At 66.9% G+C, this 26,112-nt stretch carries 22 protein-coding genes and 2 tRNA genes; 7 read left to right on the forward strand and 17 right to left on the reverse strand.

Annotated elements, in window-relative coordinates:
* Positions 1 to 346 precede the first annotated feature (346 nt).
* The 6 genes from pcnB (at position 347) to QLQ83_RS17635 (ending at position 5,826) form a co-directional block, all read left to right on the forward strand.
* A complete protein-coding gene (gene pcnB / locus QLQ83_RS17610) occupies positions 347 to 1,744 on the forward strand; it encodes a polynucleotide adenylyltransferase PcnB (RefSeq protein WP_282736816.1) in 1,398 nt (465 codons plus the stop codon).
* Positions 1,741 to 2,238, forward strand: coding sequence for a 2-amino-4-hydroxy-6-hydroxymethyldihydropteridine diphosphokinase (gene folK / locus QLQ83_RS17615; RefSeq protein ID WP_282736817.1), 498 nt, complete (start codon positions 1,741 to 1,743; stop codon positions 2,236 to 2,238). The genes pcnB and folK overlap by 4 nt, the downstream gene beginning before the upstream one ends.
* 115 nt (positions 2,239 to 2,353) lie before the next feature.
* The gene (gene panB / locus QLQ83_RS17620; protein WP_282736818.1) at positions 2,354 to 3,145 is read left to right on the forward strand and encodes a 3-methyl-2-oxobutanoate hydroxymethyltransferase; all 792 of its coding nucleotides are present in this window, start codon (positions 2,354 to 2,356) and stop codon (positions 3,143 to 3,145) included.
* Positions 3,146 to 3,170: 25 nt separating this feature from the next.
* Positions 3,171 to 4,019 (forward strand): pantoate--beta-alanine ligase, encoded by an 849-nt coding sequence (panC, locus tag QLQ83_RS17625; protein WP_282736819.1) that lies wholly within the window; start codon positions 3,171 to 3,173, stop codon positions 4,017 to 4,019.
* A 36-nt stretch (positions 4,020 to 4,055) separates the two neighbouring features.
* Entirely contained in the window at positions 4,056 to 4,436 is a 381-nt protein-coding gene (panD, locus tag QLQ83_RS17630) for an aspartate 1-decarboxylase (RefSeq protein WP_282736820.1), read from the forward strand.
* A gap of 214 nt (positions 4,437 to 4,650) precedes the next feature.
* Positions 4,651 to 5,826: an acetyl-CoA C-acetyltransferase gene (locus tag QLQ83_RS17635; protein WP_282736821.1), complete on the forward strand. Its 1,176-nt coding sequence runs from the start codon at positions 4,651 to 4,653 to the stop codon at positions 5,824 to 5,826.
* 220 nt (positions 5,827 to 6,046) lie between these two features.
* On the opposite strand, the gene pnp is transcribed toward QLQ83_RS17635, so the two are convergent.
* The 15 genes from pnp to rlmE form a co-directional block, all read right to left on the reverse strand.
* Positions 6,047 to 8,182 (reverse strand): polyribonucleotide nucleotidyltransferase, encoded by a 2,136-nt coding sequence (gene pnp, locus QLQ83_RS17640; RefSeq protein WP_282736822.1) that lies wholly within the window; start codon positions 8,180 to 8,182, stop codon positions 6,047 to 6,049.
* A gap of 433 nt (positions 8,183 to 8,615) precedes the next feature.
* Positions 8,616 to 8,885 carry a 30S ribosomal protein S15 gene (gene rpsO, locus QLQ83_RS17645; RefSeq protein WP_250062010.1) on the reverse strand — a complete coding sequence of 90 codons (270 nt, stop codon included), beginning with the start codon at positions 8,883 to 8,885 and terminating at the stop codon, positions 8,616 to 8,618.
* 79 nt (positions 8,886 to 8,964) lie between these two features.
* On the reverse strand, positions 8,965 to 9,882 hold the full coding sequence (gene truB / locus QLQ83_RS17650) for a tRNA pseudouridine(55) synthase TruB (RefSeq protein WP_282736823.1): 918 nt from the start codon (positions 9,880 to 9,882) through the stop codon (positions 8,965 to 8,967).
* Positions 9,882 to 10,331: a 30S ribosome-binding factor RbfA gene (rbfA, locus tag QLQ83_RS17655; protein ID WP_282736824.1), complete on the reverse strand. Its 450-nt coding sequence runs from the start codon at positions 10,329 to 10,331 to the stop codon at positions 9,882 to 9,884. Before rbfA ends, truB begins: the two co-directional genes overlap by 1 nt.
* Positions 10,332 to 10,349: 18 nt before the next feature.
* Positions 10,350 to 12,878, reverse strand: a complete 2,529-nt coding sequence (gene infB, locus QLQ83_RS17660; protein WP_282736825.1) for a translation initiation factor IF-2 — start codon at positions 12,876 to 12,878, stop codon at positions 10,350 to 10,352.
* 27 nt (positions 12,879 to 12,905) lie between these two features.
* Entirely contained in the window at positions 12,906 to 14,399 is a 1,494-nt protein-coding gene (nusA, locus tag QLQ83_RS17665; RefSeq protein ID WP_282736826.1) for a transcription termination factor NusA, read from the reverse strand.
* A 43-nt stretch (positions 14,400 to 14,442) separates the two neighbouring features.
* Positions 14,443 to 14,901, reverse strand: a complete 459-nt coding sequence (gene rimP / locus QLQ83_RS17670; RefSeq protein ID WP_106232276.1) for a ribosome maturation factor RimP — start codon at positions 14,899 to 14,901, stop codon at positions 14,443 to 14,445.
* Positions 14,902 to 15,117: 216 nt separating this feature from the next.
* Positions 15,118 to 15,194: transfer RNA gene (locus QLQ83_RS17675), tRNA-Met, on the reverse strand.
* A gap of 111 nt (positions 15,195 to 15,305) precedes the next feature.
* Positions 15,306 to 15,392: transfer RNA gene (locus QLQ83_RS17680), tRNA-Leu, on the reverse strand.
* A gap of 23 nt (positions 15,393 to 15,415) precedes the next feature.
* Complete coding sequence (secG, locus tag QLQ83_RS17685) at positions 15,416 to 15,775, reverse strand: preprotein translocase subunit SecG (protein WP_282736827.1); 360 nt, start codon at positions 15,773 to 15,775, stop codon at positions 15,416 to 15,418.
* Positions 15,776 to 15,779: 4 nt separating this feature from the next.
* Positions 15,780 to 16,529: a triose-phosphate isomerase gene (tpiA, locus tag QLQ83_RS17690; RefSeq protein ID WP_282736828.1), complete on the reverse strand. Its 750-nt coding sequence runs from the start codon at positions 16,527 to 16,529 to the stop codon at positions 15,780 to 15,782.
* Between the two features lie 81 nt (positions 16,530 to 16,610).
* Positions 16,611 to 17,960, reverse strand: coding sequence for a phosphoglucosamine mutase (gene glmM / locus QLQ83_RS17695; RefSeq protein ID WP_282736829.1), 1,350 nt, complete (start codon positions 17,958 to 17,960; stop codon positions 16,611 to 16,613).
* Positions 17,953 to 18,819 carry a dihydropteroate synthase gene (gene folP, locus QLQ83_RS17700; protein WP_407650047.1) on the reverse strand — a complete coding sequence of 289 codons (867 nt, stop codon included), beginning with the start codon at positions 18,817 to 18,819 and terminating at the stop codon, positions 17,953 to 17,955. Before folP ends, glmM begins: the two co-directional genes overlap by 8 nt.
* Before the next feature lie 62 nt (positions 18,820 to 18,881).
* The gene (gene ftsH / locus QLQ83_RS17705; RefSeq protein ID WP_282736831.1) at positions 18,882 to 20,846 is read right to left on the reverse strand and encodes an ATP-dependent zinc metalloprotease FtsH; all 1,965 of its coding nucleotides are present in this window, start codon (positions 20,844 to 20,846) and stop codon (positions 18,882 to 18,884) included.
* 200 nt (positions 20,847 to 21,046) lie between these two features.
* Positions 21,047 to 21,712 (reverse strand): 23S rRNA (uridine(2552)-2'-O)-methyltransferase RlmE, encoded by a 666-nt coding sequence (rlmE, locus tag QLQ83_RS17710; RefSeq protein WP_282736832.1) that lies wholly within the window; start codon positions 21,710 to 21,712, stop codon positions 21,047 to 21,049.
* Positions 21,713 to 21,906: 194 nt separating this feature from the next.
* Between rlmE and yhbY the strand changes: the two genes are divergently transcribed.
* The gene (gene yhbY / locus QLQ83_RS17715; RefSeq protein ID WP_282736833.1) at positions 21,907 to 22,233 is read left to right on the forward strand and encodes a ribosome assembly RNA-binding protein YhbY; all 327 of its coding nucleotides are present in this window, start codon (positions 21,907 to 21,909) and stop codon (positions 22,231 to 22,233) included.
* 137 nt (positions 22,234 to 22,370) lie between these two features.
* Here yhbY and greA read toward each other — a convergent pair whose 3' ends face one another.
* Positions 22,371 to 22,847 carry a transcription elongation factor GreA gene (greA, locus tag QLQ83_RS17720; RefSeq protein WP_282736834.1) on the reverse strand — a complete coding sequence of 159 codons (477 nt, stop codon included), beginning with the start codon at positions 22,845 to 22,847 and terminating at the stop codon, positions 22,371 to 22,373.
* Positions 22,844 to 26,089 carry a carbamoyl-phosphate synthase large subunit gene (gene carB / locus QLQ83_RS17725; protein ID WP_282736835.1) on the reverse strand — a complete coding sequence of 1,082 codons (3,246 nt, stop codon included), beginning with the start codon at positions 26,087 to 26,089 and terminating at the stop codon, positions 22,844 to 22,846. The genes greA and carB overlap by 4 nt, the downstream gene beginning before the upstream one ends.
* Positions 26,090 to 26,112: the final 23 nt, after the last annotated feature.

Consider the following 26,112-nt stretch of genomic DNA (forward strand, 5'->3'; position numbering starts at 1 on the left):
GAGGTGCACTCTCGGCAACAACATCAACAAGCCGGGAGGAGGCATGCTTCCATGCCGTCGTGGTTGGACTATTGTTTTGAATACGAGACGGTCGCCGTCAGGAGCACCAACAAACACAACAACACCGCTTGCCTGAACACTCCTTGGTGACTGTGGTGCGTATTCAGGGCGATGCGCCATCACGAAGAAGAATCAGCAGCAGGGATGCTGCATCCTGCTTACAGGGGAGGCCAATGGCCTCCCCTTTCTGCTTTCTGGACGACCTCGGCACCGTACCGCGCTTTGCAAGGTGTCAGTGGTCGGCTACACTCAACGCTTTCCGCGTCCCGCGAGTCGATATCGCCGCATGATCAAAGGTTTTACCCGCTTTCTGCAGAGTCCGGGCGAGCGCATCAAATCGCTGTTCGGCCCTCAGGATGCGCCGGCCGGCAGCACCGGGCCGCGCATCATTCCCCGCCAGGAACACCCTGTCTCGCGTCAGCACTTCAGCGACGCCGCCCTCAAGGTGCTCTACCGGCTTCACAACGCCGGCTTCCAGGCCTTCCTGGTGGGCGGGTGCATCCGCGATGCGCTGCTCGGCCACATGCCCAAGGACTTCGATGTCGCCACGGATGCCACCCCGGAGCAGGTCAAGGACCTGTTTCGCAACTCGCGCATCATCGGCCGGCGCTTTCGCATCGTGCATGTCCGCTTCGGGCGCGAGGTGATCGAGGTCACCACCTTCCGCGGCAAGCCCAACGATGATCACGCCGACCATATCTCCCAGCAGTCGGACGATGGGCTGCTGCTGCGCGACAATGTCTGGGGCAACATCGAGGAAGACGCCCTGCGCCGCGACTTCACCGTCAATGCCCTCTACTACAACATCGCCGACTTCTCGATCCACGACTTCGCCGACGGCGTGCACGACATCGAGGCCCGCACCCTGCGGCTGATCGGCGACCCGGCGACCCGCTATCGCGAGGACCCGGTGAGGATGCTCAGGGCGGTGCGCTTCGCCGCCAAGCTCGACTTCCACCTCGACCCGGCCACCGAGGCCCCCATCCACGACGCCGCACCGCTGCTGCTGCAGATCCCCCCGGCGCGGCTGTTCGATGAGATCCTCAAGCTGTTCATGGCCGGCCAGGGCGTCGCTACCTTCCACCTGCTGCGCGACTACGGGCTCTTCGCGATGCTCTTCCCGGAGGCCGACGAGGCCATGGAGGAGCTGCCCTGGGCCGAGCGCCTGGTCGAGCTGGCGCTGGAGAGCACCGACCGGCGCATCGCCGAGGACCGCCCGGTGACCCCGGCCTTCCTGTTTGCCGCCCTGCTCTGGGCCCCCGTCCAGCAGCGCCAGGCGATCCTCGAGGCCGATGGCATGCCGTCCATCCCCGCGCTCCAGACGGCGTCCCAGCAGGTGGTCTCGCGCCAGCTCCAGCACATCTCCATCCCCAAGCGCTTCAGCCTGCCGATGCGCGACATCTGGGACCTGCAGCAGCGGCTGCCGCTGCGCCGCGGCAAGCGCGTCTTCCAGACCCGCGAGCACCCGCGCTTCCGGGCCGCCTACGACTTCCTGCTGCTGCGCGAAGGCGCCGGTGAGATCACACCCGGCCTGGGTGACTGGTGGACCGCCTTCCAGCAGGCCGACGAGCACGAGCAGCGCCGCCTGCTGGGCAAGGTCGGTGCCGACCCGGCCGGCAGCGGCCAGCCGCGCAAGCGCCGCCGTCGCCGCCGCAAGCCGCGGGGCCCCGCGAGCGACACATGAGCCCTTGGTGGCACCATGCCTGGATCGGCCTGGGCAGCAACCTCGACGGCCCGCGAGCACATGTCGAGCGCGCCCTTGGCGAGCTCGACCGCCTTCCCCTGACCCGTCGCATTGCCGCCTCACGACTCTATGCCAGCGCGCCGGTGGGGCCCGCCGACCAGCCCGACTACATCAATGCCGTGGCGCACCTGGAGACGCGGCTCTCGCCGCTCGCCCTGCTCGACCAGTTGCAGGCCCTGGAACAGCGCCACGACCGCGTGCGCGGCCGGCGCTGGGGGCCCCGGACCCTGGACCTGGACCTGCTACTCTTCGATGACCAGCGGGTCACGTTGCCACGGCTGACACTGCCCCACCCGGAGATGGTAAAGCGCGCCTTCGTGCTGGTCCCGCTGGCCGAGCTGGCCCCGACCCTGGTGCTCGGCGGTCGCCCCCTGGCGCAACTGGCCGCCGGGCTCGACACCGGGGAGCTGCGGCCGGTGTTACCGCAAGGCTGAGGAACACCCCACATTGTTACCTATCGACACTTCGGCATGATTCGGGTAACAATCTCAGGTTACACCGAGGCAGGCCCGCCGGAGGCCTCCCACGACCAGACGATGAGAGCACGCCATGAAAACCGTCACCCTGAGCACGCTGCAGGCCTTCAAGCGCGCCGGTGAGCCGTTCAGCTGCCTGACCGCCTACGACGCCTCCTTCGCCCGGGCGGCCGGAGAGGCGGGCATCGAGGTGCTGCTGGTGGGCGATTCGCTGGGCATGGTCCTGCAGGGTCACGCCAGCACCCTGCCGGTGACCCTCGACGAGGTCTGCTACCACACCCACTGCGTGGCCCGCGGCAAGGGCGCCAGCCTGCTGATGGTCGACCTGCCCTTCATGAGCAACTCGAGCACCGAACGCCTGCTCCAGGATGCCGGCGAGCTGATGCGCGCCGGGGCCGAGCTGATCAAGGTCGAGGGCGAGGCCTGGATGGCCGACGGCATTCGCGAACTGACCCGGCGTGGCGTGCCGGTCTGCGCCCACCTGGGCCTGACGCCCCAGTCGGTCTACCAGTTGGGCGGCTACAAGGTACAGGGACGCGAGGCCGAGCAGGCGACCCGGATCCTCGAGGATGCCCGCACGCTGGTCGAGGCCGGCGCCTCGGTGATCCTGCTCGAGTGTGTGCCGGCAAGCCTGGGCCGGGCGGTGAGCGAGGCGCTGGAGGTGCCGGTGATCGGCATCGGCGCCGGCCCCGACACCGATGGCCAGATCCTGGTGATGCACGACGTGCTGGGCGTGACCCACGGCCGCACGCCGCGCTTCGTGAAGAACTTCATGGTTGAGGCCGACGATATCCAGGGCGCCTTCCGCCGCTACCACGAGGACGTCAAGGCCCGCCGCTTCCCCGCCCTAGAGCACTGTTTCTAAGCCGCGTTTCGAGGAGCTCGCCGCGATGCGTACCCTGCGAGAGATTCCGCCCCTGCGCGAGGCCCTGGACGAGTTCCGTCGCCGAGGCCAGCGCGTCGCCCTGGTGCCGACCATGGGCAACCTGCACGACGGCCACCTGGCGCTGGTGGCGGAGGCACGTCGCCGGGGCGACGTGGTCGTGGCGACCATCTTCGTCAACCCGCTGCAGTTCGGTGCCGGCGAGGACCTGGACGCCTACCCGCGGACCCTCGTCGAGGACCAGGCGATGCTCGAGGAGGCCGGCTGCGACCTGCTGTTCGCGCCCGAGACGACGACCCTCTACCCGCGCGGCCTCGCGGCCCAGACCCGGGTCTGCGTGCCCGAAGTCAGCGAGGGGCTCTGCGGTGGCGACCGGCCCGGGCACTTCGATGGCGTCGCCACCATCGTCACCATGCTCTTCCACCTGGTGCAGCCCGATGTGGCCTGCTTCGGCGAGAAGGACTACCAGCAGCTGGCGGTGATCCGCCGCCTGGTGGCCGACCTGCATGTCCCCGTGGAGGTCGTCGGCGTGCCCATCGTGCGCGCTGCGGACGGCCTGGCCCTCTCCTCGCGCAACGGCTACCTGGATGCCGACCAGCGCGCCACCGCCCCGGCGCTCTACCGCACCCTGTGCGCGCTGCGCGATGCCCTGGAGGCCGGCGCCGACAGCGACGAGACCCTGGCCGATGGCCTCGCCCGGCTGAAGGAGGCCGGCTTCACGCCGGACTACCTGGAGCTTCGCGACGCCGACCTGGGGCAGGTGACGACGACCACCCGCGAGGCCGTCCTGCTTGCCGCGGCGCGCCTGGGCCCGACCCGACTGATCGATAACCTGAGCCTGACCCTGCCACGCTGAAGGCGTGGCGACGTCAAACAGAGGAACCTAAGCTCCATGCAAACCATCATGCTCAAGGCCAAGCTGCACATGGCCCGTGTCACCCATGCCGTGCTCAACTACGAGGGCTCCTGCGCCATCGACGGCGAGCTGCTCGACATGGCCGGCATCCGCGAGAACGAGCAGATCCAGATCTACAACGTCGAGAATGGCCAGCGCTTCACTACCTACGCCATCCGCGCGGAAGAGGGCTCGAGGATCATCTCGGTGAATGGCGCCGCGGCTCACCTGGCGAGTGAAGGGCAGCGCGTGATCATCTGCAGCTATTCCCATTACAGCGACGCGGAACTCGAGGCCCACGCACCGGCCCTGGTCTACCTCCAGGAGGGCAATGTGATCAGCCACACCAGCAACGCCATCCCCGTCCAGATGGCCTGACACCGGCCTCCCACGGCACCCTGCGGGGTGCCGCACCTCCCGAGCTGCGCTCTCCCCCCGGTACCTCCCCGTGCATTCGGCCATGGAAGCATTGCCGCGACGCACAAGCGTCCCCTATGCTGGAAGACCCGGCTCTGTCTGAGACGTCTTCGATCTCAGGTTGTCCTCCAGACACGGCCGCAAGCCCGCTAGTCATTCTTCAGGAGTATCTCCCATGCAAGACGTGGTGATTGTTGCCGCTCGCCGCACTGCCGTCGGCACCTTCGGTGGCTCCCTGGCCGGCATTCCCGCCAGCGACCTGGGTGCCCATGTCATCAAGGACATCCTGGCCTCTACCGGTGTGGCCGGTGATCAGGTCGACGAGGTACTGCTCGGCCAGGTGCTCACCGCCGGGGTCGGCCAGAACCCCGCCCGCCAGGCCTCCATCAAGGCCGGCCTGCCGGATGCCGTGCCGGCCATGACCATCAACAAGGTCTGCGGGTCGGGCCTCAAGGCTCTGCATCTGGGCGCTCAGGCCATCATGCTCGGCGACGCCGAGCTGATCCTCGCCGGCGGCCAGGAGAACATGTCCGCCTCGCCCCACGTGCTGCCCAACTCCCGGACCGGCCAGCGCATGGGTGACTGGAAGGCCATCGACACCATGGTCCACGACGGCCTGTGGGATGCCTTCAACAACTACCACATGGGCATCACGGCCGAGAACCTGGCGGAGAAATACGGCATCACCCGCGAGGAGATGGACGAATTCGCCGCCGGCTCCCAGCAGAAGGCCGCGGCCGCCATCAGGGAAGGCAAGTTCAAGAGCCAGATCGTGCCGGTGGAGATCCCCCAGCGCAAGGGCGACCCGGTGGTCTTCGACACCGACGAGGGCCCGCGTGACGTGACCGCCGAGAAGCTTGGCGGCATGCGTCCGGCCTTCAAGAAGGACGGTACCGTCACCGCCGGCAATGCCTCCTCCATCAACGACGGGGCCGCCGTGGTGATGCTCTGCTCCGCCGACAAGGCCAAGGCCCTGGGTCTCGAGCCGCTGGCCCGCATCAAGGCCTACAGCAATGCCGGTGTCGACCCCTCCATCATGGGCATCGGTCCGGCCCCGGCCACCCGTCGCTGCCTCGAGAAGGCCGGCTGGAGCCTGGAGGACCTGGACCTGGTCGAGGCCAACGAGGCCTTCGCCGCCCAGGCCCTCTCCGTCAACAAGGAACTGGGCTGGGATGTCAGCAAGATCAACGTCAACGGTGGCGCCATCGCCATCGGCCACCCCATCGGTGCCTCCGGCTGTCGCATCCTGGTGACCCTGGTCCACGAGATGATCGCCCGTGATGCCAAGAAGGGCCTGGCGACGCTGTGCATCGGCGGTGGGCAGGGCGTGGCGTTGGCCATCGAGCGCTAAAGCGCCAAGCGCCAAGCGCCAAGCGCCAAGCGCCAAGCGCCAAGCGCCAAGCGCCAAGCGCCAAGCGCCAAGCGCCAAGCGCCAAGCAGGCAGCATGCCCCGGGATTCTTCCCGGGGCATGTTCTTTTCGGCCTACACAAGAAACCGCCGCCGGGGGTAGCCCCGGCGGCGGTTTTCCTTGCGTCTTGCTCCTTGGCGCTTGCGGCTCGCCGAAGGCAGCCTACAGCTGGGGCTCGGCGGCCTCCTCGGCCTCGAACGCCGCCTTCTCTTCCGGGGTGATCTCCTTGATGGTGAGCTTCACCCGGTTGCGATTGTCGATATCGAGCACCTTGACGATGGGCTCATCGCCCTCGTTGAGGAAGTCGCGGACGTCGTTGACCCGCTCCGGCACGATCTGGGAGATGTGCACCAGGCCGTCGGTGCCGGGCATGATGTTGACGAAGGCGCCGAAGTCGGCGATGCGCACCACCTTACCGCGGTAGAGCTTGCCGATCTCGGGCTCGGCAGTGATCGCCAGCACGGTGTCGATGGCCGCCTTGGCCGCCGACTTGTCCTCGGCATAGATGCGCACGGTGCCGTCGTCGTCGAGGTCGATGGAAGCGCCGGTGTCCTCGCAGATCTTGCGGATGGTGGCACCACCCTTGCCGATGACGTCGCGGATCTTCTCCGGGTCGATCTTGATGGTGGCCATGGAGGGGGCGTTCTCGGAGACCTCGGCACGGCTCTGGGCGATCACCGTGTTCATCTGCTCGAGGATCTGCTGGCGGGCGTCATAGGCCTGCTGCAGGGCCGCCTCCATGATCTCCTCGTTGATGCCCTCGATCTTGATGTCCATCTGCAGGGCGGTGACGCCCTCGGCGCTGCCGGCCACCTTGAAGTCCATGTCGCCGAGGTGGTCCTCGTCACCCAGGATGTCGGTGAGCACGGCGAAGCCGTCCTCATCCTTGACCAGGCCCATGGCGATGCCGGCCACCGGGGCCTTCATCGGCACGCCGGCATCCATCAGGGCCAGCGACGAGCCGCACACGGAGGCCATGGAGCTCGAGCCGTTGGACTCGGTGATCTCGGAGACCACGCGGATGGTGTAGGGGAACTCCGCCTCGTCGGGCAGCATCGCCTGCACGCCGCGACGCGCCAGGCGGCCATGGCCGATCTCGCGGCGCTTGGGACCGCCCATGAAGCCGGCCTCACCCACGCTGTAGGGGGGGAAGTTGTAGTGCAGCAGGAAGCGGTCCTTGCGCTCGCCCTCCAGCGACTCGATCAGCTGGGAGTCACGCAGGGTGCCCAGCGTCGCCACCACGATGGCCTGGGTCTCGCCGCGGGTGAAGATCGCCGAGCCATGGGTCTTGGGCAGGGTGCCGACCTCAATGGAGAGCGGACGCACGGTCTTGTGGTCGCGGCCGTCGATGCGCGGTTCGCCCTTGACCACGCGCGAACGCACCACGCGCTTCTCCAGGCCGGCGAAGGCGCCCTTGACCTCGTCGGCGTCGTACTTGCCCTCTTCCTCGCCGGCGAACTGCTCCACCGCCTGATCCTTGAGAGCGGAAAGAGCGTCCTGGCGGGCCATCTTGTCGGTGATGCGATAGGCCTCGCCGACCTTCTGCTCGAAGGCATCGGCCATGGCGCCCTTGAGGGCGGTGTTCTCGGCGGGCGGCTGCCAGTCCCACTTCGGCTTGCCCGCCTCGGCGACCAGCTCGTTGATGGCCTGGATGGCCACCTGCATCTCCTGATGGGCATAGAGCACGGCGCCGAGCATCTCGTCCTCGAGCAGCTCGTTGGCCTCGGACTCGACCATCAGCACCGCCTTCTCGGTCCCGGCGACCACCATGTTGAGCTCGGAGCCGGTCAGCTCCTCGACGGTGGGGTTGAGGAAGTAGCCGTTGTCCTCGGTGAAGCCCACCCGCGCGGCGCCGATCGGGCCGTTGAAGGGCACGCCGGAGATGGCCAGGGCGGCGGAGGTACCGAGCATCGCGGCGATGTCCGGGTCATGGTTGCGGTCGGTGGAGAGCACCGAGCAGACCACCTGCACCTCGTTCATGAAGCCCTTGGGGAAGAGCGGACGGATCGGGCGGTCGATCAGCCGCGAGGTGAGAGTCTCCTTCTCGGTGGGACGCCCTTCGCGCTTGAAGAAACCGCCGGGGATCTTGCCGACCGCATAGGTCTTCTCCTGATAGAACACCCCCAGCGGGAAGAAGGGCTGAGCAGGATTTGCCTCCTTCTTGGCCACCACGGTGCACAGCACCACGGTGTCGTCCATGGTGACCATCACGGCACCGGTAGCCTGGCGGGCGATGCGCCCGGTTTCCAGGGTGACGGTGCTGCGACCGTACTGAAACGTTTTCTTGACCGGGTTCACGGCGACTTCCTTCAACTTTTCTGTGTTTGGGTCGTTTTGACTCGGCGACCATTTTAGGGGTTGACGCCCGCGGCGGCCACCGGCTAGTGACATTTCCTGGGTATCGCCTCAGCATGCATCGCTCGGGCCTGATTTGGCGGCAAGCCCCGAAGTGTCGGACCATCGAGGATGGCGCTGTGAATACCTCCCTGTACGCTACCGACGCCATGCTTCGCTCTCGCATCCTGCTCCGCCTGCAGGACCGGTGCTGGCCATCCATGGCCAGCCCGTTCGGAGCAGTACTCCTCACCCCTGGCGTAGGACCTCCTCTTCGGCTTCCCCCCAGCGCCCCTCGCTCTTCCAGAGCCCGATAACTACTTGAAATCAAATAATTACCAATACAAAACGGGCAGCCCGTAGGCTGCCCGTTCCATTACCGCGTGGGATGCGTCGCTTAGCGGCGCAGGCCCAGACGCTGGATCAGCGACTGATAGCGCTCGAAATCCTTGCGCTTCAGGTAGTCCAGCAGCTTGCGGCGCTGGTTGACCATGCGGATCAGGCCACGACGGGAGTGGTGATCCTGCTTGTTGGTCTTGAAGTGGTCCTGCAGGCCATCGATGTTGGCGCTCAGCAGGGCCACCTGCACTTCGGGGGAACCGGTGTCGTTCTCGCCACGACCGTACTCGTTGACGATTGCGGACTTCTGCTCGGCTGTCAGTGCCATCTGTCTCTCCAGTAAGCAATATGCCTGAATGATGAGTGTGTGAGACCACGCATATTTGCAGTCTCGGGCGTCTCTCCCTTCAATCGGCTGCGGTGCTCAGCAGCCGTTTCGGCGCCACCTCCTGTGGCCCCGCCACCACGCCGAGGCCCAGGAAGGCCCCGTCGCAGTAGAGTCTTGCCGTCTCGTCCCCGGCCAGCTCGCCGGTCTCGACCCGGGCCGCCTGGCCATGGGTCAGCCGGCAGGCCGCCACGGCATCGACCTCGAGCCGCGGCAGGTGGTCGACCAGCACGTCGACGGGCCACAGCACCGCCTCGCGCTCGGCCTGGCCGGGCAGGGCCTCCAGCGCGTCGAGGGTCAGCATGCCCTCGCTCGTGAAGGGGCCCGTCTCCAGGCGGCGCAGCGCGCTGATGTGCGCCCCGCAGCCCAGAGCCTGGCCGATGTCCTCGGCCAGGGTACGGATATAGGTACCCTTGCTCACACGCACTTCGAGTTCGAAGGCGGTATCGGCAAGGGCAAGAAGGCGCGCATCATACACCGTCACGCGCCTGGCTGCACGCTCGATCGACTTGCCTTCGCGGGCCAGCTCGTAGAGCTTGCGCCCCTGATGCTTGAGCGCCGAGTACATCGGCGGCACCTGATCGATCTCCCCGCGGAAGCGCGCCAGCACGCCCTCGACGTCGGCCTCGGTCAGCCGAGGCACCGCGCGGCGCTCGACCACCTCGCCCTCGGCATCACCGGTGTCGGTGATCGCGCCGAGCTCCACCCGGGTGCGGTAGACCTTGTCAGCGTCCAGCAGGTGGGCGGAGAACTTGGTCGCCTCGCCGAAGCACACCGGCAGCAGGCCGGTGGCCATGGGGTCCAGCGTTCCCGTATGACCGGCCTTCTGGGCCTGGAACAGGCGCCGGGCCCGCTGCAGCGCATGGTTGCTGGACAGGCCCGGGGGCTTGTCCAGCAGCAGCACGCCGTTCACCGGCAATCCGCGACGCCGCCGTGCCATCAGTCGCGCTCGTCCCTGTCTGCCGAACCATTGCCTGTCGAACCCTCGTCTGCCGGCCCGCGGTCGTCATCCGCCGCCTCGTCCTGCTGGGCCTGGTCGCTGGCGACGGCCTCGTCGATCAGCGAGGAGAGTCGCTGGCCACGCACCACGCTCTCGTCATAGTGGAAGCGCAGTTCCGGCACATGGCGCAGCTTGATGCGACGGGCGATCTGGCTGCGCAGGAAACCGGCGGCCCGCTTGAGCACCGCCAGGTTCTCCTTGATGCGTTCGGGTGTCTGCTCGCCCAGCAGGGTCACGTGGACATCGGCATAGCCGAGATCGCGACTGACCTCGACGCCGCTGACGGTGACCATGCCCAGCCGCGGATCCTTGACCTCGCGCTGGATGAGCACCGCCAGCTCCTTCTGGAGCTGGTCGGCCACCCGGTCGGTACGCTTGAACTCGCGCATGTACGACTCCTCGAGCCCTTAGAGGGTCCGCTCGACCTTGACCTGATCGAAGACCTCGATCTTGTCGCCGACCTGGACATCGTTGTAGTTCTTCACGCCGATGCCGCACTCCATGCCGTTGCGCACTTCCTGGACGTCGTCCTTGAAGCGGCGCAGGGACTCGAGCTCGCCCTCGTAGATCACCACGTTGTCGCGCAGCACGCGGATCTTCTTGTTACGGAAGACGCTGCCCTCGACCACCATGCAGCCGGCCACCGCGCCGATCTTGGGTGCACGGAAGACATCACGAACCTCGGCCACGCCGACGATCTCTTCCTTCCACTCCGGTGCCAGCATGCCGCTCATGGCCTGCTTGACCTCGTCGATCAGCTGGTAGATGACGCTGTAGTAGCGCAGGTCCAGGCCTTCACGCTCGATGATCTCGCGGGCCGCGGCATCGGCACGCACATTGAAGCCGACCACGATGGCGTCACTGGCCAGTGCCAGGTTGGCATCGGTGCCGGTGATGCCACCCACGCCGGAGGAGACCACGGCCACTTCCACCTCGTCGGTGGAGAGCTCTTCCAGGGCGCCCTTGATCGCTTCCAGGGAACCCTGGACGTCGGCCTTGAGCACGATGTTGAGCTTGGCGGCCACGTCCTGGCCCATCTGGCTGAACATGTTCTCCAGCTTGGCCTTCTGCTGGCGCGCCAGGCGCACCTCGCGGTACTTGCCCTGACGGAAGTTGGCGACCTCGCGGGCCTTCTTCTCGTCGGCCAGCACCATGAAGTCGTCACCCGCCTCGGGCGTGCCGTCCAGGCCCTGAATCTCCACCGGGGTGGACGGGCCGGCCTCGTCGACCTGCTTGCCCAGCTCGTTGGTCAGCGCGCGGACACGGCCGTAGTGCAGGCCTGCCAGCACGATGTCGCCCTTCTTCAGGGTACCGTTCTGGACCAGCACCGTGGCCACCGGGCCGCGGCCCTTGTCCAGGCGAGACTCGACCACCACGCCCTTGCCGGGCGCCTCGGGGACGGCCTTGAGCTCGAGCACCTCGGAGACCAGCTGGATGGCTTCCAGCAGTTCCTCGATGCCCTCGCCGGTGTGCGCGGAGACATGAACGAACTGGGTATCACCGCCCCACTCCTCGGAGATCACGCCGTGCTGCGAGAGCTCGTTCTTGATCCGGTCCAGGTCGATGCCCGGCTTGTCGATCTTGTTGACCGCGACCACCATCGGCACCTCGGCGGCACGCGAGTGCTCGATCGCCTCGATGGTCTGGGGCATGACGCCGTCATCGGCGGCCACCACCAGCACGACCACGTCGGTGGCCTTGGCACCGCGGGCACGCATGGCGGTGAACGCCGCGTGGCCCGGGGTATCCAGGAAGGTCACGCCACCGTGGTCGTCCTCCACGTGGTAGGCACCGATGTGCTGGGTGATGCCGCCGGCTTCGCCGGTGGCCACCTTGGCCTTGCGGATGTAGTCGAGCAGCGAGGTCTTGCCGTGGTCGACGTGACCCATCACGGTGACCACCGGCGAGCGGGTGATCTCCTCGCCCTCGTAGGAGATGCCCTCGAGGACCTCGGTCTCCAGCGCATCGTCCTTGACCAGCTTGGGCTTGTGCCCCATCTCCTCGACCACGATGGCCGCGGTGTCCTGGTCGATGGTCTGGTTGATGGTCACCGCCGCCCCCATGGTGAACATGGCCTTGATGACCTCGTTCGCCTTGATCGACATCTTGTCGGCCAGGTCGGCGACGCTGATCGACTCGGGGATGGAGACCTCGCGGACGATCGGCTGGGTCGGCTTCTGGAAGCCATGCTTGCCGCCACCGCCCTGGCTGCCGCCACCGCGGCGGCCACCACGACGCTCGGCGCGCTTGGCCTTCTTGCCGCCACGGCGACGCTCCTCGCGGTCACCGCGATCGTCGTCGTCGCGCTCGCCACGGCCCTTCTTGCCGGCACCGGCCTTGGTGGTCGCCTTCTTGACGGCGGCGCGGCGCGGCTCGGGACGTCCCTCCTTGGGCGGGGCCGGGGGCTCCTCCGCGGGCGGGGCGGTGTCGAGCTCCGGCACCGGGATCTCAGGCTCGGCGGCGGCCTTCTCGGCCTCGAGCTTGGCCGCGGCCTCGCGGGCGGACTCCTCGGCGGCACGCGCCTTGGCTTCCTCGGCCTCGCGGGCATCCTTGGCGGCCTGGGCCTGCTGGGAATCGGCCATGTCGCCCACCAGCTGGCGCGGCCCGGCGTCTTCCGTCGGCTCCGGCTTGGTCTCTTCCTCGGCACGCTTGACGTAGGTGCGCTTCTTGCGCACCTGAACCTCGATGCTCTTGCCGCGCTCGCCGGTCTTGATGCGGCTGCGCGTCTTGCGCGTCAGGGTGATGCGGTTCTTCGCCCCCGCGCCGCTGCCGCCATGGCTCTTGGTGAGATAGTCGAGCAGCTGACGCTTGTCCTCCTCGGACACGGCATCGCTCTCGGACTTCTGACCGAGCCCGGCTTCCTTCATCTGCTCCAGCAGGCGGGGCACATCGCGCCCCACCTTCGCTGCAAAATCCTTAACGGTCATTTCTGACATTACGACCCTCCTCAGCCCGTGACCCGTTTACTGTTCGTTCTCGAACCATGGCGCACGGGCAGTCATGATCAGTGCCGCGGCGCGCTCCTCGTCGATTCCCTCGATGTCCAGCAGGTCATCGACGGACTGCTCGGCCAGGTCCTCCATGGTGACAATGCCCCGGCTGGCCAGGATGAAGGCCAGGTGGCGCTCCATACCGTCCATCTCCAGCAGGTCGTCGGCCGGCTGGGCGCCATCGAGTTCCTCCTCGGAGGCGATGGCCAGGTTCAGCAGTTCATCCTTGGCGCGAGCGCGCAGCTCCTCGATGAGCTCCTCGTCGAATTCCTCGATCTCCAGCATCTCCTCGACCGGCACGTAGGCAACCTCCTCCAGGGAGGTGAAGCCCTCTTCCACCAGCAGGCGCGCCACGTCCTCGTCGATGTCCAGGTGCTGGATAAAATGCTCGACCAGGCTGTCGATCTCCTGATCGCGCTTGTCCTCGGCCTCCTCCTCAGTCATGACGTTGAGACGCCATCCGGTGAGCTCGGAGGCCAGGCGCACGTTCTGGCCACTGCGGCCGATGGCCTGGGCCAGGTTGTCCTCGGCGACGGCCACATCCATAGCATGGGCCTCCTCGTCGACGAGGATCGAGGCGACATCCGCGGGCGCCATGGCGTTGATCACCAGCTGCGCCGGATTGTCGTCCCACAGCACGATGTCCACGCGCTCGTTCTGCAGCTCCGAGGAGACCGCCTGCACCCGCGAGCCGCGCATGCCCACGCAGGCCCCCACGGGATCGATGCGCCGGTCGTTGGTCTTGACCGCGATCTTGGCCCGCGAGCCCGGGTCGCGCGCCGCGCCCTTGATCTCGATGAGCTGCTCGGCGATCTCCGGCACCTCGATGCTGAACAGCTCGATGATCAGCTCCGGGCAGGTGCGCGACAGGATCAGCTGGGCACCGCGGGCCTCGGGATCGACCTTGACCAGCAGCGCACGGACCCGCTCGTTCATGCGGTAGCGCTCGCCGGGGATCATCTCGCTGCGCGGCAGGAAGGCCTCGGCATTCTCGCCCAGGTCGATGATCAGGCCGTCGCGTGTCGTCTTCTTGACGATGCCGGCGACCAGTTCGCCCTCGCGCTCGGCATACTGGCGCACCACCTCGGCCCGCTCGGCCTCGCGCACCTTCTGCACGATGACCTGCTTGGCGGTCTGGGCGGCGATCCGGCCGAAGGAGGCGTTCTCGATGCGCTCCTCGACCACGTCACCCAGCCCCAGGGGCGGGTCGCGGCGCTCGGCAAAGGAGAGCTTGATCTGGGCATCGGGCCCGTCGAAGTCATCGTCCTCGACCACCTCCCAGCGGCGGAACGTCTCGTAATCGCCGGTCTCGCGGTCGATGTGCACGCGCACGCTGGCTTCCACGTCCTCGAAGCGCTTGCGCGATGCACTGGCCAGGGCCGCCTCGACGGCCTCGAAGATCACCTCGCGGGGGACCCCCTTCTCGTTGGAGATCGTGTCGACGACCGCCAGAATTTCTTTACTCATGCCTTAGCCTCGCCAGTGAACCTGTCCTTATGCACCGAGCACATCACGTGAACTGCGGGACGACCCGCGCCTGATCGATGCCCTCGATGGGAAAGCAATATTCCTCGCCGTCGATCTGCAGCAGCACCTCATCACTCTCGACGCCGGCCAGCAGCCCCTGGAACTTGCGCCGCCCATCGAAGGGCAGGCGCAGCTTCACGGCCACCACATGACCGGCGTAGCGCTCGAACTGTTCGAGGGTGAACAGCGGCCGGTCCATGCCCGGCGAGGAGACTTCCAGCCGATACTCGCCGGGCACCGGATCCTCGACATCGAGCACCGCACTGACCTGGCGGCTGACATCGGCGCAATCGTCCACGCTGACCCCGTCCTCGTGATCGATATAGATCACCAGGCGGGAATGTTTGCCCTGGGACAGATGATCGATGCCCCATAGCTCGAACCCCATGGCGGAGACCACCGGTTCGATCAGCGCATGCAGCGCAGCATCCTTGATTGCCACGGAAGAAAGCTCCTACAGCCGTTGCATCAGGCACCTGGCCGGGAGTGAAGAGAAGAGTCAGGTGGCTGATTGGCGTTGCCCGGAACAGCGCCGCCGTCTCCGGCTGGCAAGCTGCTAACAAAAAGCCCCTTCACAGGAAGGGGCTTTCACAAGAAACCTGTATACCACTTCGGCTCTCTGGCATGCCCCTCAACATCTGCATGCCTGCCAGGAAGATGGTAGCGGGGACCGGATTTGAACCGATGACCTTCGGGTTATGAGCCCGACGAGCTACCAGACTGCTCCACCCCGCATCAATCTAGGCCGGTGATTGTAAGCCCACATGACGACTTCGTCAAGCGGCAACACCGCATACTGCCAATCCTGCTTCGAAGTCCCGACGTTCATGTCGACCACTTCGCATATGGTGCCGAAGGCGGGACTTGAACCCGCACGGCCATAAGGCCACTACCCCCTCAAGATAGCGTGTCTACCAATTCCACCACTTCGGCATCGGGGAGGCTGGATGACGACGTCAGTCGCCGCTTTCCTCCAGCGCTGGCGCAGCATTATCCACATCGCTGCCGGCATCGTCAAGGGTCGGCACGGCATTCTGCTGCTCGATCAGCTCCGCGTCGGGAATACCGGCCTCGGGCGCATCGCCGGCCTCGGAAGCGAACCAGGCCAGGGTCAGGGAGGTGGCGAAGAAGGCCACGGCCAGCAGCCCGGTGAACTTCGCCAGGAAGCTGCCGCTGCCCCGCGAGCCGAACACGGTCTGGGAGGCACCGCCACCGAAGGCGGCACCGGCTTCGGCGCCCTTGCCCTGCTGCAGCAGGATCAGGACGACCAGGGCGATGGCGATCGCCACATGGGTCATGAGAATGGCAACTTGCATGGATTCAACCTGCTGACTGACAAATGGCTAGGAAATCGTCGACCTTGAGCGAGGCACCGCCCACCAGGCCGCCGTCGATATCGGACTGGGCGAGCAGCTCGGCGGCATTATCCGCCTTCATGCTGCCGCCGTACAGCAGACGCATGCCGTCGGCCAGCGTCTGGTCATAGCGCGCCAGGCACCCGCGGATGGCCGCGTGCACCGCCTGGGCCTGCTCGGGGCTCGCCGTGCGCCCGGTCCCGATGGCCCACACGGGCTCGTAGGCGACCACCAGGCGGGCGCGCTCGGCCTCGTCGAGGGCATCGAACACCGCCTCGACCTGGCCCAGCACCACCGCCTCGGTGCGCTCGGCCTCGCGCTCCTCGAGGGTCTCGCCGACGCACAGCACCGGCGTGAGCTCCTCGGCCAGGGCCGCCCTGACGCGTGCCAGAACCGCGGCATCGTCTTCCCCGAACAGGGTACGGCGCTCGGAGTGGCCGACCAGCACCAGCCGTGCCCCGCACTCGCGCAACATCGCCGCGCTGACCTCGCCGGTGAAGGCCCCCGAGGGACGGTCGCTGAGCGTCTGGGCGCCGACCGTCACCGATGTCTCGCCGAGCGCCCGGCCTGCCGCCTCCAGGAAGGGGAAAGGCACCATCAGCGCCACCTCCACGTTCACGGGCAGGGAGATATCGGCGAAGGCCCGGCCGAACTCCTCGACCAGGGCCAGGGAGCCGTTCATCTTCCAGTTTCCGGCGATCAGCGGCATGCGCATGGGGGTTCCTCTTTCAAGGTGGTGCGAAATGGTATAGGAGGGGCCCATTCAAGACAACCGGCCCCGGGCCGCCTGTCCCGATCAACCGAGCAGCGCCTCGACGTCGCCGGCCAGGCGACGTGCCAGGGCGTCGACATCCAGGTGGGGGCGCCCCTCGACCATCACGCGGATCAGCGGCTCGGTGCCCGAGGCCCGCAGCAGCACGCGCCCCTGGTCGCCCAGCTCCGTCTCCAGGGTGCTCACCGCCTGCTTGAGGGAGGCCTGCTCCAGCAGTGCCTTGGCATCGCTGCCCGGCGTCAGGCGCACATTGACCAGCGCCTGGGGCGCCTTCTGCAGGCCGGCGAGCAGGCGCCCCAGCGACTGCTGCTCGCGAACCATGATCGCCAGCACCTGCAGCGCCGAGACGATGCCGTCGCCGGTGGTCTGCACATGGCCGCAGACGATATGGCCGGAGGACTCGCCGCCCAGTTGCCAGCCGTTGGCGGCCAGCCGCTCCATCACGTAACGGTCCCCGACCCGGGCGCGCTCGAAGGGGATGTCGAGCTCGCCCATGGCGGCCGCCAGGCCGAAGTTGGACATCAGGGTCCCCACCACGCCACCGCCCAGCTCGCCCCGGGCGTGGCGATCCCTGGCGATCAGGTAGAGGATGTCGTCACCGTCGATCTCGCGGCCGTCGGCATCCACCAGCAGCACCCGATCGCCGTCGCCGTCGAAGGCCACCCCGAGGTCGGCCGACTGCTGGATCACCGCCGCCCGCAGCGCGGCGGGGTGGGTCGAGCCCACCTCCTGGTTAATGTTCAGGCCGTCCGGAGTGGCGCCGATCAGGCTGACCTCCGCGCCCAGCTCGCGGAAGACGCTGGGGGCGATGTGGTAGGTGGCGCCATGGGCACAGTCGATGACCATCTTCAACCCGTGCAGGCTGACCCGGTCGGGGATGGTCGACTTGCAGAACTCGATGTAGCGCCCGGGGGCATCATCGACCCGCATCGCCTTGCCCAGACGATCCGGCGCCACGGTGGTCAGCGACTCCTCGAGCATGGCCTCGATGCGCGCCTCGACCTCGTCGTCCAGCTTGGTACCGGCGGCGGAGAAGAACTTGATGCCGTTGTCCTGGAAGGGGTTATGGGAGGCCGAGATGACGATGCCGGCATCGGCGCGGAAGGTGCGCGTCAGGTAGGCAATCGCCGGGGTCGGCATGGGCCCCAGTAGCATCACGTCGACGCCGGCGGCGGAGAGGCCCGCCTCCAGGGCCGACTCGAACATGTAGCCCGAGATCCGGGTGTCCTTGCCGATCATCACCCGGGCGCGTCCCTTGTCCCGGGTCAGCACCCGGCCGGTGGCCCAACCCAGCTTGAGCATGAAGTCGGCCGTGATGGGCGGCTCGCCCACGGTGCCGCGGATGCCATCGGTGCCGAAGTAGCGTCTAGTCATGCGTACTGCCTTCCTCGAGTACGGCCCAGGTCATGTTCACCGCGTCCACGTGGGGCCCCACGTCGTGGACGCGCAGGAGTCGGGCGCCGCGCTCCACCGCCAGGGCGGAGAGCGCCAGGCCACCGGAGAGGCGCTCTTCCACCGGCCGCTCCAGCACCTTGCCGATCATGCTCTTGCGCGACATGCCCACCAGCAGCGGCAGCCCGAGTTCCCCCAGGCGGTCCATGTGCTTGAGCAGCCGCAGGTTGTGCTCCACCGACTTGGCGAAGCCGAAGCCCGGGTCGAGCAGCATGCGCTCGCGACGCAGCCCGCCAGCCTCGCAGGCCGCCACCCGCTCCGCCAGGAAGGCGGCCACGGCCTCCTCTACCGGTCGGTCGTAACGCGGGTCGTCCTGCATGTCGCCGGGCTCGCCGAGCATGTGCATCAGGCAGACCGGCAGTCCGCTGGCGACCGCCGCCGAGAGGGCCCCCTCGCGGCGCAGGTTGCGCACGTCGTTGATCATGCCGGCACCGGCCTGCGCCGTCGCCTCGATCACCTCGGGCGTGCTGGTATCCACCGAGACCAGGGCATCGAACTCGCGCACCAGGGCCTCCACCACCGGCACCACCCGGTCCAGCTCCTGCTGGACCGAGACCGGCTCGGCACCGGGTCGCGTGGACTCGCCGCCCACGTCGATGATCGCGGCCCCCTCGGCCAGCATCTGCTCGGCATGGCGCAGGGCGTCATCCGGCACCGCATGGCGGCCGCCGTCGGAGAAGGAGTCGGGGGTGACGTTGAGGATCCCCATTATGCGGGGAAAGGAGAGGTCGAGCCGGTGCCGGCCACACGGCAGGTGCGTCGGTGTACGGGTATCCATCATCTTCCTGTTGGTCGAACGGCAAAGGCGCCCCGCAGGGCGCCTGTGGTTGCTGGCGGACGGCCTCAGCTGCCGGCCGGGCCTCCGAGCGGGTCGGAGGGCCGACGCGAGGGCGTCTCGTCATCCTCGGCATCGTCGCTCGACTCCGGGGTGGCCTCGGCGCGCGGCTCGCCGCCCGAGGGCGCTCCGCTGCTGGGGTCGTCCCAGCCCTCGGGGGGCCGCGGATCACGCCCTTCCATGATGTCCTTGAGCTGATGGGAGTCGATGGTCTCGTACTTCATCAGCGCCTCGGCCATGGCGTCGAGCTTGTCGCGGTTCTCCTCGAGGATCTTCTTGGCCTGGGCATAGCAGCCGTCGATGATCTTGCGCACCTCCTTGTCCAGCTTGGAAGTGGTCTCGCCGGACTTGAGCTTACCGCCCTGACCAGGCCCGCCGAGGAACTGGTGGGACTCGTCCTCGTCGTACATGATCGGCCCCATCTCCTCGGAGAGGCCCCACTTGGCGACCATGTTGTGCGCCAGCTCGGTGGCCCGCTTGATGTCGTTGGACGCCCCGGTGGTGACACCGTTCGGTCCCAGGGTCATCTCCTCGGCGATGCGGCCGCCGAACAGCGAGCAGATCTGGCTGATGATCTGCTGGCGGGAGAGGCTGTAGCGATCCTCCTCCGGCAGGAACATGGTCACGCCCAGGGCCCGGCCGCGGGGGATGATGGTCACCTTGTAGACCGGGTCGTGCTCCGGCATCACCAGGCCGATGATGGCGTGGCCCGACTCGTGGTAGGCAGTATTGAGCTTCTCCTTGTCGGTCATGACCATGGACTTGCGCTCGGCGCCCATCATGATCTTGTCCTTGGCCATGTCGAGCTCTTCCATGCTCACCAGGCGCTTGTTGCGCCGTGCGGCGAACAGCGCGGCCTCGTTGACCAGGTTGGCCAGGTCGGCGCCGGAGAAGCCCGGTGTCCCGCGGGCGATCAGCGACGGCTTGACGTCGTCGGCCAGCGGCACCTTGCGCAGGTGCACGTTGAGGATGTGCTCGCGGCCACGGATGTCCGGCAGCGGCACCACCACCTGGCGGTCGAAGCGGCCCGGACGCAGCAGCGCCGGGTCGAGCACGTCGGGACGGTTGGTGGCGGCGATGACGATGATGCCCTCGTTGGCCTCGAAGCCGTCCATCTCCACCAGCAGCTGGTTCAGGGTCTGTTCACGCTCGTCGTTGCCACCGCCCATGCCGGCGCCGCGCGAGCGGCCCACGGCATCGATCTCGTCGATGAAGATGATGCAGGGCGCCTGCTTCTTGGCCTGCTCGAACATGTCACGCACGCGTGAGGCACCGACACCCACGAACATCTCGACGAAGTCGGAGCCGGAGATCGAGAAGAACGGCACCTTGGCTTCGCCGGCGATGGACTTGGCGAGCAGCGTCTTGCCGGTGCCCGGCGGGCCCACCATCAGCACGCCGCGGGGAATGGTGCCGCCCAGGCGCTGGAACTTGGTCGGGTCGCGCAGGAAGTCGACCAGCTCCTCGACCTCCTCCTTGGCCTCGTCGCAGCCGGCGACGTCGGCGAAGGTGGTCTTGATCTGGTCCTGGGAGAGCAGCTTGGCCTTGGACTTGCCGAAGCTCATCGGGCCGCCCTTGCCGGCTCCACCGCCCTGCATCTGGCGCATGAAGAACATGAAGATCGCGAGGATCAGCAGGATCGGGAAACTGGCGATCAGCAGGCGCATCCACAGGCTCTGCTGTTCGGGCTCCTTGCCCACCACGGTGACGTTGTTGGAGAGCAGGTCGTCCATCAGCTTGGGATCTTCCGCCGCCGGGCGGATGGTCCGGAACTGGGAACCGTCCGTGCGCTCACCGGAGATGGTGTAACCATCGATGGTCACGCTGCGGACCTGCTCGTTCTGCACCTGCTGGACGAACTGGGAATAGTTCATCGCCTGCGGTGAGCTGTCGACGCTGAAGTTGTTGAACACCGTCAGCAGCACTGCCGCGATGACCAACCACAGAATCAGGTTCTTCGCCATGTCGTTCAAGGGACTACCCTCATTGCAAGAATCTGTCGGCCGAAAATGCCTGGTCCTTCGACACTACATGAGCGGCACATGTTCAGCCAGCCTACGGCCGGAGCGGAAAACTACCGCCACTGTGACACAGTCGCGGCGCCGTGTCCGGCAATCGGCCCGTTAGGCGCGGCCTATCGTGGCAGCGCGTTCTGTGCGGTCGAGGACATGCCTCAGCCGCGAAACCCTTCCGCCAGCAGGTAGACCTCGCGGGAGCGTGCCCGGGAGGCTTCCGGCTTGCGGGTCACCACCCGCGTGAAGCTGCCGCGCAGCTCCTTGAGAAAGGCATCGAATCCCTCTCCCTGGAACACCTTGGCCAGGAAGGTACCGCCGGGCGAGAGCGTCTGGCGTGCCAGGTCCAGCGCCAGCTCGACAAGGACCATCGCCTGGGGCTGGTCGATGGCCGCCATCCCGCTCATATTGGGGGCCATGTCGGACATCACAAGGTCCACCCGCCGATCGCCGAGGGTGGCGAGGATCGCCTCGAGCACGCGCTCCTCGGTGAAGTCGCCCTGGATGAAGTCGACATCCGCCAGGGCATCCATCTCCAGGAGGTCGGAGGCGATCACCACCCCCTCGGAGCCGACTTTCTCGGCGGCCACCTGGCTCCAGCCGCCGGGGGCGGCGCCCAGGTCGATCACCGTCATCCCGCGGCGCAGCAGGCGGTCCTTCTCGTCCAGCGCCAGCAGCTTGTAGCTGGCGCGGCTGCGATAGCCGTCCTGCCAGCTCTGCTGCACGAAGCGGTCGTCGAAGTGCTCCTTCAGCCAGCCCTTGCTGGTCTTGCTGGCCGGCGCCTTGCCGGCAGCGGCCTTGGAGCGGGAAGCGTTGGAACGTGCCACGGCATCACCTGTGAATGGCCATGAATGACAGGCAGTCGAGCGGATTCCGGGAAGACCTGGTGGAGGTGCGACGGGGTGCTGACCTGCGGGCCCGGCCGTAGGAAACATGACGGGGACACGGCGGCGAGCTTTCGCCGCGCGGCGTTTCGCCGTACCATGTGCGCTGCGCGCCAACCGGGAAGAAGCAAGATACCATGAGCTTGTCACAGGCACAAAAGAAAGCATTCCGCAGCATCGGCCACCACCTCGACCCCGTGGTCACCGTCTCCGAGAACGGGGCGTCCGAGGGTGTCCTGGCCGAGCTCGACCGCGCCCTGGGCGACCATGAGCTGGTCAAGGTCAAGCTCGCCCTGCCCGACCGCGACGACCGCGCCGCCATGCTCGACGAGCTGGTCGCGGCGAGCCGTGCCGAGCTGGTACAGAAGATCGGCAAGATGGCCCTGCTCTACCGCCACAACCCCCGGGTCAACCCGAAGCTCTCCAACATCACGCGCTTCGAGAACCATCACGGGCGGCGCTGACCGCGCTTCGCGCGAGCTGGAAGCCGCTCAGAGCTGTAAGCGTTAAGCCGTAAGCTGTAAGTCAAACCGACACACCCCCGAGGTTCCGCCTCGGGGGTGTTTTCTTACAGCTTAAAGCTTATGGCTTACCGCTAGGGTCACAGGTGCTCCACGCTGGAGATCTCGTACTCGACCTCGCCGCCGGGAGTCCGCACCAACACCACGTCGCCCTCCTCCTTGCCGATCAGGGCACGGGCGATGGGCGAGGTCACCGAGATGCGACCGGCCTTGATGTCGGCCTCGTCCTCGCCGACGATGCGGTAGGTCACCTCGTCGTCGGTCTCCAGATTGATCAGACCCACGGTCACGCCGAAGATCACCTTGCCGGTCTGAGGCAGCTTGGTGACGTCGATCACCTGGGCGTTGGAGAGCTTGCCCTCGATCTCCTGGATACGCCCCTCGATGAAGCCCTGCTGCTCGCGGGCCGCATGGTACTCGGCGTTCTCCTTGAGGTCGCCGTGCTCGCGAGCCTCGGCGATGGCGGCAATCACCCTCGGCCGCGCCTCGCCCTTGAGCTCCTCGAGCTCCTTGCGAAGCCGTTTCTCACCGGCGACGGTCATCGGGACCTTGTTCATTGTGTAGCTCCTGCATGCAGTTCCTGTAGCCGCCGCACGGTAATGGCATTGCCGTACTCGAGCGCCATGCAAACGGCATTGGCCCCTGCCAGGGTGGTGGCATAGGGAACCTTGCGGGCGAGTGCAGTGCGGCGGATCACCGAGGAGTCATTGATGGCCTGGCGGCCCTCGGTGGTGTTGACGATATAGGCGACCTCGTCGTTCTTGAGCAGATCGACGATATGCGGACGGCCCTCATAGACCTTGTTGACGATCTCCACCGGCAGGTCGGCGGCCTCGAGGGCCTCCGCCGTGCCACGGGTCGCGCACAGAGTGAATCCCAAGGTTACCAGAGAACGCGCCACCTCGATAACTCCCGCCTTGTCCGGGTCACGCACCGAGAGGAAGGCCTTGCGGTCGCCCTCGAGCGGCGGGATCGCCTCGCCGGCGCCGAGCTGCGCCTTGTAGAAGGCCTCGGCGAAGGTATCGCCACTGCCCATCACCTCACCGGTGGACTTCATCTCCGGCGAGAGGATCGGATCGACGCCCGGGAACTTGTTGAACGGGAAGACCGCCTCCTTGACGCTGAAGAAGTGCGGCACGATCTCGCGGGTGAAGCCCTGCTCGGCCAGGGTCGTGCCGGCCATGCAGCGCGCGGCGATCTGGGCCAGCGAGGTGCCGATGCACTTGGAGACAAAGGGCACGGTGCGCGAGGCACGCGGGTTGACCTCGATGACGTAGATCTCGCCGTCCTGCCAGGCCAGCTGCACGTTCATCAGGCCCTTGACGCCGAGCTCCACCGCCATCTGCTTGACCTGCTCGCGCATCGCGTCCTGCACCTCGGCGGGCAGCGAATAGGGCGGCAGCGAGCAGGCGGAGTCGCCGGAGTGCACGCCGGCCTGCTCGATGTGCTGCATGATGCCGCCGATCACCACTTCCTTGCCGTCGCTCACCGCATCGATGTCGATCTCGATGGCCGCATTGAGGAAGTGGTCGAGCAGCACCGGGGAGTCGTTGGAGACCTTGACCGCGTGGGTCATGTAGTTCTCGAGTTCGGAAGCGTCGTAGACGATCTCCATGGCCCGCCCGCCGAGCACGTAGCTGGGGCGCACCACCAGCGGGTAGCCGATCGCCTCGGCCTTGGCGAAGGCCTCCTCGAAGCTGCGCGCGGTGGCGTTGGGCGGCTGCTTGAGGCCCAGCTTGTCGATCATCTGCTGGAAGCGCTCGCGGTCCTCGGCGCGGTCGATGGCGTCCGGGGTGGTGCCGATGATCGGCACGCCGGCGGCCTCGAGCTCGCGGGCCAGCTTCAGCGGGGTCTGGCCGCCGAACTGCACGATCACGCCGACCGGCTGCTCCTTGTCGGCGATCTCCAGCACATCCTCCAGGGTCACCGGCTCGAAGTAGAGGCGGTCACTGGTGTCGTAGTCGGTGGAGACGGTCTCCGGGTTGCAGTTGACCATGATGGTCTCGTAGCCGTCATCGTGCATGGCGAAGGCGGCGTGGACGCAGCAGTAGTCGAACTCGATGCCCTGACCGATGCGGTTGGGCCCGCCACCCAGCACCATGATCTTCTGGCGGTCCGAGACCTCGGCCTCACACTCCTCCTCGTAGGTGGAGTACATGTAGGCGGTATCCGAGGCGAACTCCGCGGCGCAGGTGTCGACCCGCTTGTAGACCGGACGGATACCGGCCTGCTGGCGGGTCCGGCGGAACTCCTTCTCGGCGACCCCCAGCAGGCTCGCCAGGCGGGCATCCGAGAAGCCCTTGCGCTTGAGGGCGAACAGCTCGCGGGGGGTGAACTCGGAGAGCGAACGCTTCGCCACCGCCTGCTCGGTCTTCACCAGGTCCTCGATCTGCACCAGGTACCAGCGGTCGATATTGGTCAGCGCGAAGACCTCGTCCACGCTCAATCCTGCGCGCATGGCATCGGCGACGAAGAAGATGCGCTCGGCCCCGGCGGCCTGCAGCTCGCCCTTGATATGCGCCATGGCCTCGTCGGTGAACGCGCCCGGCTTGAACTCGGGAAACTTGGGGTCGAGGCCATCGTTGCCGGTTTCCAGGCCGCGCAGCGCCTTCTGCAGCGACTCCTGAAAGGTGCGGCCGATGGCCATCACCTCGCCCACCGACTTCATCTGGGTGGTCAGGCGGTCGTTGGCCTGGGGGAACTTCTCGAAGGTGAAGCGCGGGATCTTGGTGACCACGTAGTCGATGGACGGCTCGAAGGAGGCCGGGGTACGCCCGCCGGTGATGTCGTTCTGCAGCTCGTCCAAGGTATAGCCCACCGCCAGCTTGGCGGCGATCTTGGCGATCGGGAAGCCGGTGGCCTTGGAGGCCAGCGCCGAGGAGCGCGACACCCGTGGGTTCATCTCGATGACCACCACGCGCCCGGTGTCGGGGTCGACGCCGAACTGCACGTTGGAACCACCGGTCTCGACGCCGATCTCGCGCAGCACCGCCAGCGAGGCGTCGCGCATGATCTGGTATTCCTTGTCGGTCAGCGTCTGGGCCGGGGCCACGGTGATGGAGTCGCCGGTGTGCACGCCCATGGGGTCGAAGTTCTCGATGGCGCAGACGATGATGCAGTTGTCGTTCCGATCACGGACGACCTCCATCTCGTACTCCTTCCAGCCCAGCAGCGACTCGTCGATCAGCAGCTCGTGGTTGTTGGAGAGCTCGAAGCCGCGGGTGCAGATCTCCTCGAACTCCTCCTTGTTGTAGGCCACGCCACCGCCGGAGCCGCCCATGGTGTAAGAGGGGCGGATGATCACCGGGAAGCCCAGCGACGCCTGGATGCGCCAGGCCTCCTCCATGCTGTGCGCCACCTCGGCCTTGGGGCACTCCAGGCCGATGCGCTTCATGGCCTGGTCGAAGAGGTCGCGGTCCTCGGCCTTGTTGATGGCGTCGGCGTTGGCGCCGATCATCTCCACGCCGTACTTCGCCAACACGCCGTGCTTGTCCAGGTCCAGGGCGCAGTTGAGGGCGGTCTGGCCGCCCATGGTCGGCAGCACGGCATCCGGGCGCTCGACCTCGATGATCTTCTCCACCGCCTGCCAGGTGATCGGCTCGATGTAGGTGGCATCGGCCATCACCGGGTCGGTCATGATGGTGGCCGGGTTGGAGTTGACCAGGATGACCCGGTAGCCCTCCTCGCGCAGCGCCTTGCAGGCCTGGGCGCCGGAGTAGTCGAATTCGCAGGCCTGGCCGATGACGATGGGGCCAGCACCAATGATCAGGATGCTCTGGATGTCGGTACGCTTGGGCATGACGGTTCCCGCGGCTAATCGAT

Source organism: Halomonas rhizosphaerae (genome assembly GCF_030010555.1).
Classification (GTDB): Bacteria; Pseudomonadota; Gammaproteobacteria; order Pseudomonadales; family Halomonadaceae; genus Halomonas; species Halomonas rhizosphaerae.